The sequence below is a fragment of the Sulfuricella sp. genome (assembly GCF_035531155.1).
Lineage (GTDB): Bacteria > Pseudomonadota > Gammaproteobacteria > Burkholderiales > Sulfuricellaceae > Sulfuricella.
In genome coordinates this window covers 273816-284012 of the sequence record NZ_DATKTK010000069.1, presented here as the reverse complement: position 1 = coordinate 284012, position 10197 = coordinate 273816, and the positions used below count along the sequence as shown (strand labels likewise).

11 protein-coding genes are annotated in these 10197 nt (G+C 60.7%); 1 reads left to right on the top strand and 10 read right to left on the bottom strand.

Annotation, left to right across the window (positions count from 1 at the left end):
- Window positions 1-401 precede the first annotated feature (401 nt).
- A complete protein-coding gene (locus VMV64_RS17105) occupies window positions 402-749 on the top strand; it encodes a DUF167 family protein (RefSeq protein WP_325332560.1) in 348 nt (115 codons plus the stop codon).
- Between the two features lie 60 nt (window positions 750-809).
- On the opposite strand, the gene rng is transcribed toward VMV64_RS17105, so the two are convergent.
- The 10 genes from rng to leuS all read right to left on the bottom strand — a co-directional run bounded on the left by rng (window position 810) and on the right by leuS (window position 10159).
- On the bottom strand, window positions 810-2261 hold the full coding sequence (gene rng / locus VMV64_RS17100) for a ribonuclease G (protein ID WP_325332558.1): 1452 nt from the start codon (window positions 2259-2261) through the stop codon (window positions 810-812).
- A gap of 83 nt (window positions 2262-2344) precedes the next feature.
- Window positions 2345-2962, bottom strand: a complete 618-nt coding sequence (locus VMV64_RS17095) for a Maf family protein (protein ID WP_325332556.1) — start codon at window positions 2960-2962, stop codon at window positions 2345-2347.
- Window positions 2963-2966: 4 nt separating this feature from the next.
- Window positions 2967-3437: a 23S rRNA (pseudouridine(1915)-N(3))-methyltransferase RlmH gene (gene rlmH, locus VMV64_RS17090; RefSeq protein WP_325332554.1), complete on the bottom strand. Its 471-nt coding sequence runs from the start codon at window positions 3435-3437 to the stop codon at window positions 2967-2969.
- A complete protein-coding gene (gene rsfS, locus VMV64_RS17085; protein WP_325332552.1) occupies window positions 3434-3787 on the bottom strand; it encodes a ribosome silencing factor in 354 nt (117 codons plus the stop codon). The genes rlmH and rsfS overlap by 4 nt, the downstream gene beginning before the upstream one ends.
- Window positions 3788-3791: 4 nt before the next feature.
- Window positions 3792-4463: a nicotinate-nucleotide adenylyltransferase gene (gene nadD / locus VMV64_RS17080; protein ID WP_325332550.1), complete on the bottom strand. Its 672-nt coding sequence runs from the start codon at window positions 4461-4463 to the stop codon at window positions 3792-3794.
- Between the two features lie 81 nt (window positions 4464-4544).
- Complete coding sequence (locus VMV64_RS17075; protein ID WP_325332548.1) at window positions 4545-4823, bottom strand: hypothetical protein; 279 nt, start codon at window positions 4821-4823, stop codon at window positions 4545-4547.
- 26 nt (window positions 4824-4849) lie between these two features.
- Window positions 4850-6106 (bottom strand): glutamate-5-semialdehyde dehydrogenase, encoded by a 1257-nt coding sequence (locus VMV64_RS17070; protein ID WP_325332546.1) that lies wholly within the window; start codon window positions 6104-6106, stop codon window positions 4850-4852.
- Between the two features lie 94 nt (window positions 6107-6200).
- Window positions 6201-7211, bottom strand: coding sequence for a DNA polymerase III subunit delta (gene holA / locus VMV64_RS17065; protein ID WP_325332543.1), 1011 nt, complete (start codon window positions 7209-7211; stop codon window positions 6201-6203).
- Entirely contained in the window at window positions 7192-7698 is a 507-nt protein-coding gene (gene lptE, locus VMV64_RS17060) for an LPS assembly lipoprotein LptE (protein ID WP_325332541.1), read from the bottom strand. The genes holA and lptE overlap by 20 nt, the downstream gene beginning before the upstream one ends.
- Window positions 7699-7708: 10 nt before the next feature.
- Entirely contained in the window at window positions 7709-10159 is a 2451-nt protein-coding gene (leuS, locus tag VMV64_RS17055; protein ID WP_325332539.1) for a leucine--tRNA ligase, read from the bottom strand.
- Window positions 10160-10197 lie beyond the last annotated feature (38 nt).

Genomic DNA, 10197 nt, shown 5'->3' with positions numbered 1-10197 from the left:
CGGCATCCCGGATTTACAAATTTCGCGGCTCAATGGCTGGCCTGTCGGTGTCCCCTGTCAACGCTTCGCTACGCACCTCGCGATGCGCAACGCATGACTCGGGGTCAAGACGGTTCGCTACTCCTTTCTTGTGTTGGACTTGCACCAACTATCACTTGCCAGTTTGTGCTGGCGCACTGCCTTTTTGTTTGGTTACTTGTATTTTGGGCAAGTGTATAGACTGGGGACATAGACGTGTTTCTTCTTACGCCACGCCGGGTTTGTTTTGCAAAAACAATTCTGATCAATGGATAAACTGAATCCCACAAAGATTATATGACGCATGGCGCCAGGTTACATTTCACTTTTGATATCGAATTTACGTTAGGCATCTTAAGCGCCAATCTATGAGGCAAGAGTCAATGCATGTCGGAGGTAGAGCGCGTAAAAAATCAGCAATTAATTCTTTCTGTGCCTGGGATGGTGAAACGTTAGTGCTCAATATTCTCGGTAAACCTAGCGCAAAACGGGATGCTATTGGCAAGGTTAAAGGTGAACAACTCAAAGTTAGTGTCACTGCCGCGCCAGTGGCGGGCAGAGCAACCGATCATATGGTTCGATTCCTGGCAGAAGAATTTGGGGTGACATTCAATGATATTGAAGTTGTGTTTGGCAGATTCAATGTCAATAAACAACTACGCATTAAATCGCCTAGGAATCTACCATCTGTTATTAGCAAACATTTATCCAAAGAAGTGCAAAATGCCTAAAAATTCGTTCACGCCGAAGCCGCTTCGCAGATCGGCTTAACTCCAGCGTTCGTGCCCCCTCTACATCAACACAATATCGTACTGCTCCTGACTGTACTGATTCTCCACCTGAAGATAAATCGGCTTGCCGATAAAATCGCCCAGCTGCGCCAGGCTTTGTGATTCCTCGTCGAGAAACAGGTCGATCACCTTCTGGGAAGCCAGGATGCGAAACTCGCGCGCGCTGAACTGGCGCGCCTCGCGCACCAGCTCGCGCAGGATGTCGTAGCACACCGTCTGCGCCGTCTTCAGAACCCCGCGCCCCTGACAGGTGGAGCAGGGCTCGCACAGGATGTGCGCCAGGCTCTCGCGGGTGCGCTTGCGCGTCATCTCCACCAGGCCCAGCGCGGAGAAGCCGTTCACCGTCATGCGCGTGCGGTCCTTCGCCAGCGTCTTCTTGAACTCGGCGAGCACGGCGGCCTGGTGCTCCTCGTTGTCCATGTCGATAAAATCCACGATGATGATGCCGCCGAGGTTGCGCAGCCGCAGTTGGCGCGCGATCGCCTGCGCCGCCTCGAGGTTGGTCTTGAAAATGGTGTCGTCGAAATTGCGGCCGCCGACGAAGCCGCCGGTATTCACGTCTACCGTGGTCAACGCCTCGGTCTGGTCGATGATCAGATAGCCGCCGGATTTCAGGTCGACGCGCCGCGCCAACGCCTTTTCGATCTCGTTTTCCACGCCATGCAGGTCGAACAGCGGGCGCTCGCCGGCATAATGTTCGAGCAGGCCGACGACGTTGCTGGTGTACTCCAGGGCGAAACCCTGCATTTTCTGGAAGGTCTCGCGCGAATCCACCCGAATGCGGATGGTTTCCTCGTTGACGAAATCGCGCAGCACCCGCAGCGAGAGATTCAGGTCGTGGTAGAGCATGGTGGTCGGCTTGGCGCTTTTGGCTTTGTCGTTGATGTCGCGCCACTGCTTGCGCAGGTACTCGATATCGGCCGCAAGCTCGCTGTCGGAGGCCGCTTCCGCCATGGTGCGGATGATGAAGCCGCCGCCCGCATCGGGCTGCAGCAAGTGCTGCAACTTGTCGCGCAGGAGCTCTCGCTCGGCTTCGTCCTCGATGCGCTGGGAGATGCCGATGTGGGTCTCCTGCGGCAAAAACACCAGAAAGCGTCCGGCGATGCTGATCTGGGTGGAAAGGCGCGCGCCCTTGGTGCTGATCGGGTCCTTGATCACTTGCACCAGCAGGGTCTGCCCCTCGTGCAGGATCCTCTCGATCAGCCGGGTTTCCACATCCTGGCGCTCCTGCCAGATGTCCGCCACATGGAGAAAGGCGGCGCGATCCAGGCCGATCTCGACGAATGCCGACTGCATGCCCGGCAGCACCCGGCACACCCGGCCGACGTAAATGTTGCCGACCAGGCCGCGGCTGCTGATGCGCTCGATATGGATTTCCTGGGCCACACCCTGTTGCATGACCGCCACCCGGGTTTCCTGCGGGGTGACGTTGATCAGTATTTCTTCGCTCATATTTTTTGATTTTTATCCGCGGATGTCCATGGATAGCCCAGATTTTAATCCGTGTAAATCGGTGTTAATCCGCGGCAAGTGATTTATAAAACCTCAATGCCAAAGCTGGCCAGCAGCTCCGCCGTTTCGTACAGCGGCAGCCCCATCACGCCGGAGTAGCTGCCTTCTATTTTTTCGATGAACGCCGCCGCATGCCCCTGGATCGCGTAAGCGCCAGCCTTGTCGAGCGGTTCGCCGGTCATGGCGTAACGGCGAACGGCATGATTGGTCAGCTTGCCGAACTGTACGATAGACGCTGACAGCTTTTGCTCGATCCTCCCCGCATTCGCCACCGCCACGGCAGTGAGCACTTCATGCCTTTTTCCCGACAAAGCCAGCAACATCTCCATGGCTGCGTCCCGGTTCGCGGGTTTGCCCATGATCCTGCCGTTCAGCACCACCGCCGTATCTGCCGCCAGCACGGGGAAATGCGGCAGCCTGCGCTGTTGCACGCGCAGCCAGCCGACCTCGGCCTTGGCGTGACTGACACGCAGCACGTAGTCATGCGGGTTTTCGCCGGGCAGGGGGCTCTCGTCCACATCCATGCCGCGCGCCAAGTCGTCCCGAAGCAGCAACAGTTCGAAGCCGACGCCGATTTGCGCGAGCAACTCGCGCCGGCGCGGCGAGCGCGAAGCCAGGTAAATTTTTTTATCTGAAATCAAACCCTTACTCCCGATGATAGGGGTGGTTCTGGATTACCGTCATGGCACGATACAGCTGCTCCGCCAGGACCACCTGAACCAGGCCATGGGGCAGCGTCAGACGGGACAAGGACCAGAGCCGGTTGGCTTGGCGCTTCACCTCCGGGTGCAAGCCGTCCGCGCCTCCGATGACGAAAGCCACGTCGCGCCCGCCACGCATCCAGTCTTTCAACTCATCGGCCAGTTCCAGGGTGCTCCAGTCCTTGCCATGCTCATCCAGCACCACTCGCACGCAATCGGCCGGCAGGGCGGCTTCGATGCGACTCCGCTCTGCCTCATGAACCTGTTCCCTGGTTTTTCCGCCGGCCCGCTTTTCCGGTTTGATCTCGACCAGTTCGATGCGGGCCTCGCGCGGCATGCGCTTGGTGTATTCCCCGAAGCCCTCTTTCACCCAGGCGGGCATCTTGTGGCCGACCGCCAGGATCAACAGTTTCACGGATGAACCGTGGATTCCGCCAATTTAGGTTTCTTGCTCATCGGAGGGCCGCCCCACAATTGCTCGAGATTGTAGTATTCCCGTACCGTGGGCTGCATGATGTGAACGACCACCGACCCCAGGTCCACCAGCACCCACTCGCCGGTTCCCTCACCCTCCACGCCCTGCACATGCGCACCGGCCTCCTTGAGCTTTTTCTGCACGTTATCGGCCAAGGCCCGGGTCTGGCGGTTGGAATCGGCGCTGGCTACGATCATGTAATCGGTCATGCTGGTGAGCTTGCGCACATCCATTACCACGATATCGCGCGCCTTGATGTCTTCCAGCGCGGAAATTACCGCTTGTTTCATGGCTTCAGGTTCCATTGATGTCCTTATAGAGTCCGTTTGTCTGAATATAATCGAGAACCGCGTCGGGGAGCAAATAACGCGGGCTGCGCCCGGCTGCGAGATCGCTGCGGATTTGCGTGGCGGAAATGTCGAGCGCAGTGACCGGATGCACGAGAATGGCGCCGGATGGTGCATCACGCAAGGCCTCCGGCTCATTGACCAGGCGCCGGTTGAGTTCATCCAGCAGCTCGGCGGGCAAGGTTGCGGCAGCCCGGGTAATGCCGGCCACGCCAGGGCGCTGCGCCACCACGATATGAGCCAGGCCGAACAACTCGCGCCAGCGATGCCAGGTGGTCAGGCCGAGAAAAGCGTCCGTGCCCATGAACAGGCACAGCGACTGCATCGCGCCCAGCTCCCGGCGCAAATCCAGCAGGGTTTCCACCGTGTAGCTGGGAGTCGGCTTGAAGATTTCTCGCTCGTCGAGCGCGAACAGCGGGTTGCCGGCAATGCCCAGGCGCACCATTTCCAGCCGCTGTTGCGGCGAGGCGAAGGGCGGGCTGCGATGTGGCGGCAACCCCGCCGTAATGAAGCGCGCCTCGCTCAGGCCCAGCCCTTCCACCAGCTCCTGAGCCAGCCGCAGATGGCCGAAATGAGGGGGGTCGAACGTGCCGCCGAGAATACCGACAGGGGAAATCATCTGGTAATCGGTAATGAGTGATGGGTGAGAAGCATAACCCTCCTACCACTTACCCATTCCTCATCGCCCATTCCCCACTTATCAGTGATCTTCAATGTGATGCGTTTCCTCAGCAGGCAGGCCGGTGTCGGGGTCATTCCAGTCCGCAATGCCGATTTCAGCCTCCACTTCCGCCAGCGACTCGCCGGGCTCGTAATCGGAGTCGGCGTTGTATTCCATGTCCTGCACCGCATCCAGCAGCGTCGGGAAAGGCCCGAACGCCTTGTCGGTTTCCCTGTCCTGCCAGTAAAAACCGTCCGGCCGTTCGATAATCCGGGTTTGGTCATACCCGGCTGGAGTTTCTGGAATGTTGATCGTCATGCCGCCCTCCTTAGTAAAATATAATTTTAGCCACGCACTTGGCCGTCGCCCAACACGATGAATTTCTGGCTGGTCAGCCCTTCCAGCCCGACCGGACCGCGTGCGTGGATCTTGTCGGTTGAGATGCCGATTTCCGCTCCCAGCCCATATTCGAAACCGTCGGCGAAGCGGGTCGAGGCGTTCACCATCACCGAGCTGGAATCCACCTCGCGCAGGAAACGGCGCGCCCGGCTGTAGTCTTCGGTGACGATGGATTCGGTGTGCTGCGAGCTGTAGGTGTTGATATGCTCGATCGCCGCATCGAGATCCTTCACCACCCGCACCGAAAGGATAGGCGCAAGGTACTCAGTGTGCCAGTCTTCCTCGGTGGCTTCCTTCATCTGCGGAATGATCGCGCGCGCTGCCGGGCAGCCGCGCAGCTCCACGCCCTTGTCCTGATAGATCTTGCACAGCGGCGGCAGCACCGTCGCCGCCACGCCCTCCGCCACCAGCAGGGTTTCCATGGTGTTGCAGGTGCCGTAACGGCTGGTCTTGGCGTTGTCGGCGATCCGGATCGCCTTGTCCAGATCTGCCTTGTCGTCGATATAAACATGGCACACGCCATGCAGGTGCTTGATCACCGGGATGCGCGCCTCGGCGATCAGGCGCTCGATCAGTCCCTTGCCGCCGCGCGGCACGATCACGTCGACGAATTCCTTCATGGTGATCAGCTCGCCCACTGCGGCGCGGTCGGTGGTTTCTATCACCTGCACCGCCGTCGCCGGCAAGCCGGCCGCGGCCAGCCCTTCGCGCACGCAGGCGGCGATCGCCTGGTTGGAGTGGATCGCTTCCGAACCGCCACGCAGAATCGCCGCGTTGCCCGCCTTCAGGCACAAGCCGGCGGCATCCGCCGTGACATTGGGGCGGGCCTCGTAGATGATGCCGATCACACCCAGCGGCACGCGCATCTTGCCGACCTGGATGCCGGAGGGACGGTAATTAAGGCCGGTGATCTCGCCCACCGGATCGGGCAGGGCCGCAATCTGCAACAGCCCCTCCGCCATGCCGGCAACGCCTTTTTCGGTCAGGGTCAGGCGGTCGAGCAGGGCTTCTTCCAGGCCGGCCTCGCGGGCTTCGGCCAGATCCTTGGCATTCGCCGCGATCAGCTTGGCGGTGTCGCGCTGGATTGCACTCGCCATTGCTGTCAGCGCCTTGTTCTTGGCATTGGTGTCGGCCTTCGCCATCAGGCGCGAAGCGGCGCGTGCCTGCTGGCCGACGGTATGCATGTAAGCTTTGATATCCATCCACATACTCCTTAAAACCTGATTAACCGCGAAGGCGCGAAGAACGCCAAGGGTTAACGCCACATTTTTCTTTGCGCCTTCGCGCCTTTGCGGTTTAGCCTGTTCGGGCTATCCCCAGCCCCAATTGCAGCAGCTCGTCCCACACATCGCCACGGCTCAAGCCCTTGATCATTCGGTCCAGCGCCGCAGCCTGCTTCAACCCGGCAACCAGCCTGGTTTCGCTCAGTCGGCCCAGTGCGCGCTGGACCAAGCCTTGGCGGGATTCCCATACCCGCGCCTCGCGGAACAGTTGCGGCAGGGCGGCGCCCCTGCGCTGGCCCAGCTTCAATTTTGCCAAAGTGCGGATTTCCTGGGTCAGCGCCCACAGCGCCAGCGTCGGCGCCACGCCCTCACCCTTCAGCCCTTCCAGAATCCGCGCCAGGCGCACGACATCTCCAGCCAGCATAGCATCGGAGAGATTAAATACATCATAGCGCGAGACATCCAGCACCGCTTCGCGAACCTGGTCAAAATTCAGCGGGCCTTCGGGGAACAACAACCCGAGCTTCTGGATTTCCTGGTGTGCCGCCAAGAGATTGCCTTCGACGCGGTCAGCCAGGAACTGCAAGGTCGTCGCGTCGGCACGCTGTTTCTGTGCCGCCAACCGCACCCCGATCCATTGCGGCAGTCGCGGCCGCTCTACCGGATAAACCGGTATCGCCGTGCCGGTCTGCTCCAGCACCTTGAACCATTTCGTCGCCTGCGCCTGCTTGTCGAGCTTGGGGCAGGTCACCACGGTGATGGTTTCATCCGGCAACCGCGCACAATAGTCCTGCAGCGCCTGGCCGCCCTCCGTGCCAGGTTTGCCGGTGGGGATGCGAATTTCAATGATACGCCTGGTGGCGAACAACGACAGGCTGTTGCCGCTCGCCAGCAGGTTCTGCCAGCTGAAGCCGGACTCGACCGTAAACACCTCGCGCTCGGCATGGCCCTCCTGGCGCGCTTTGGCGCGGATCGCATCGGCGGCCTCCATCGCCAGCAGCGGCTCGTCGCCGTAAATCAGGTACAACGGCGCGAGGCCGCGCTGCAAATGCGCGGCCAGCTGGTCAGCGTTGAGTCGCGCCATCTTCCGGTTGGAGCTTCGCCGCGGCCAGGCGTCGCATCAGCTGGCTGAGCACATCGTTCTGCATGTCGCGGTAGAGCAGCGCCTCTTCCTGCTCCTTCGCCAGGACCAGGGCATCGTCCCAGAGCATGGCGCGCCTCATTTCGATGGGCAGGGGAGAAATCAGGTCACGCCCCTCCTTGTCTATCAAGCGGAAGCCCACGCGGTAAATCAACTCGTATTCCCTTACCCGTCCAGCGCCGCTCAGCGCCAGGATGCGTTTTTCCCGCGCGGCCCCCTGCACCTGCAGCACCGCCTGCGCGTCTTCGGCCTTGTCGGTTAGCTTGGTCTGGGTCCCGGAACGAATCGCCCGGCCGATCTCCGCCGCCAGCGCAGGATTGCCGCCACCGTCCACATACAGCAACTCGAAAGGCAAGTTCGCCACGCCACGCAACTGGAAGCCACATGCGGCTAGAAAGAGAAGAGCGGTTACCGCCAGGAGTTTGCGCATCGTTAATCCTCTAAACCACGACATTGACCAGTCGGCCCGGCACCACCACGACTTTCTTCGCTGGTTTGCCTTCCATGAACTTCTGCACGTTGGGGTTGGCCAGGGCCAGTTGCTCGATCGCCTCTTTCAATGCGTCCTTGGCAACAGTGATGCTGCCCCTGAGCTTGCCGTTGACCTGCAGCACCAGTTCGATCTCGTCCTGCACCAGTGCCGCAGCATCTACCTTGGGCCAAGGCGCATCGAGCAGGTTGGCCCCGCCCTTGAGCTCGGCCCACAACGCCTGGCAGGCATGCGGCACGATCGGTGCGAGCAGTTGTACCGCAGCCTCCAGCGCCTCCTGCATCACGGCACGCCCGGCGGGGCTGTCGTCGCCGGCCTTGCCGAGCGCGTTCATCAGCTCCATCACTGCGGCAATGGCGGTGTTGAACTGCTGGCGGCGGCCGTAGTCGTCGCTGACTTTCTGTATGGTGCCATGCAACTGGAAGCGTAGCGTCTTGAGTTCCGCGGTCAGATCGCCGCCCTTGTAGCCCTCGACCACGCCCTTCTCGACGTGATCGTGCACCGCCTTCCAGAGTCTTTTCAGGAAGCGGTATGCGCCTTCCACCCCGGCGTCGGACCACTCCAGGCTCTGCTCCGGCGGTGCCGCGAACATCATGAACAGGCGCGCGGTATCGGCACCGTACCGGTCGATCAGCGCCTGGGGGTCTACCGTATTGCCCTTGGACTTGGACATCTTGGTGCCGTCCTTGAGCACCATGCCCTGGGTCAGCAACTGGGTAAAAGGCTCGCTGCAGTTCACCAGCCCGACGTCGCGCATCAGCTTGTTGAAGAAGCGCGCATAAAGCAGATGCAAAATGGCGTGCTCGATGCCGCCGATGTACTGATCGACCGGCAGCCAGTAGTTGGCGCGCTCGTCGAGCATGGTCTTGTCGTTATCCGGGCCGGTATAGCGGGCGTAGTACCAGGAAGACTCGACGAAGGTGTCCATGGTGTCGGTCTCGCGCTCGGCCTTGCCGCCGCACTTGGGACAAGTCGTCTCGTAGAAGGACGGCATTTTCTTGATCGGCGAGCCGATGTCGATCTTCACGTCCTCCGGCAGCACCACCGGCAGGTCTTTTTCCGGCACCGGCACGTCGCCGCAGGACGCGCAATGGATGATCGGGATCGGGCAGCCCCAGTAGCGCTGGCGCGAGATGCCCCAGTCGCGCAGGCGGAACTGGGTGCGCTTGGCACCCAGGTTTTTGGTCTGGAGATCGCCGGCGATGGCGTCGGAAGCCTGGCTGAAATCCAGTCCGTCGTACTTGCCGGAGTTGATGCACGTCCCGTGCTCGGCATAGGCATCCTGCCACGGCGCGGGGGTATCATCGCCAGCCGAGGTACGGATTACGGCCTTGACCGGCAGATTGTATTTGGCAGCGAAAGCGAAGTCGCGTTCGTCATGGGCGGGAACGGCCATCACCGCCCCTTCGCCATAACCCATCAGCACATAGTTGGCCACCCACACCGGCAGCTTCTCGCCGTTGAGCGGGTGCGCCACGAAGCTGCCGGTGGGCATGCCCTTCTTTTCCATCGTCGCCATGTCGGCTTCCGCTACGCTGCCGTGCTTGCATTCCTCGATGAAAGCGGCAAGCTCCGGATTGCCCTGAGCCGCTTCGGTGGCAAGCGGATGTTCGGCGGCCACCGCCACATAGGTCGCACCCATCAGGGTGTCGGGACGAGTGGTGAAGACCTTCAGCACGCCCTGGTCATTGTCATAGGGGAAATGAACTTCGGCACCGAAGCTCTTGCCGATCCAGTTCTTCTGCATGGTTCTGACCTGCTCCGGCCAGCCGGTCAGGTTGTCCAGATCGGCGAGCAGTTCCTCGGCGTAGGCGGTGATCTTCATGAAATACATCGGGATGTCGCGCTTTTCCACCAGCGCGCCGGAGCGCCAGCCGCGGCCGTCGATCACCTGTTCGTTGGCAAGGACGGTCATGTCCACCGGATCCCAGTTCACCGGAGCGGTTTTCTTGTAGATCAGGCCCTTCTCGAACAGCCGGGTGAACAGCCACTGCTCCCAGCGGTAGTAGTCCGGCTTGCAGGTGGCCAGTTCGCGCGACCAGTCGATGGCCAGGCCGAGGCTCTTGAGCTGCCCGCGCATGTAGTCGATGTTGGAGTAGGTCCACGCCGCCGGGGCCACGTTGTTCTGGATCGCCGCGTTTTCCGCCGGCAGGCCGAAGGCGTCCCAGCCCATCGGCTGCAGCACGTTGTACCCCTGGAAACGGTGGTAGCGCGCCAGCACGTCGCCGATGGTGTAGTTGCGCACGTGCCCCATGTGCAGCTTGCCGGAGGGATAGGGGAACATCGACAGGCAGTAGTATTTGGGCTTGCCAGGGATTTCCACGGCCTTGAACGCGTTGCTTTGATCCCAGAAGGCCTGGGCCTGACGTTCGATCTCGGTGGGTAAGTATTGCGCTTGCATGAACGGGTGATATTCCTCTTTAACGATACGCAATTATA

Excerpts from the sequence above, each read along its gene's own strand:
- VMV64_RS17105 (WP_325332560.1), top strand. The coding sequence starts at position 402 with ATGCATGTCGGAGGTAGAGCGCGTAAAAAATCAGCAATTAATTCTTTC.
- holA (WP_325332543.1), bottom strand. The coding sequence starts at position 7,211 with ATGGCGCGACTCAACGCTGACCAGCTGGCCGCGCATTTGCAGCGCGGC.
- VMV64_RS17070 (WP_325332546.1), bottom strand. The coding sequence starts at position 6,106 with ATGGATATCAAAGCTTACATGCATACCGTCGGCCAGCAGGCACGCGCC.
- lptE (WP_325332541.1), bottom strand. The coding sequence starts at position 7,698 with ATGCGCAAACTCCTGGCGGTAACCGCTCTTCTCTTTCTAGCCGCATGT.
- nadD (WP_325332550.1), bottom strand. The coding sequence starts at position 4,463 with ATGATTTCCCCTGTCGGTATTCTCGGCGGCACGTTCGACCCCCCTCAT.
- VMV64_RS17075 (WP_325332548.1), bottom strand. The coding sequence starts at position 4,823 with ATGACGATCAACATTCCAGAAACTCCAGCCGGGTATGACCAAACCCGG.
- rng (WP_325332558.1), bottom strand. The coding sequence starts at position 2,261 with ATGAGCGAAGAAATACTGATCAACGTCACCCCGCAGGAAACCCGGGTG.
- rsfS (WP_325332552.1), bottom strand. The coding sequence starts at position 3,787 with ATGAAACAAGCGGTAATTTCCGCGCTGGAAGACATCAAGGCGCGCGAT.
- leuS (WP_325332539.1), bottom strand. The coding sequence starts at position 10,159 with ATGCAAGCGCAATACTTACCCACCGAGATCGAACGTCAGGCCCAGGCC.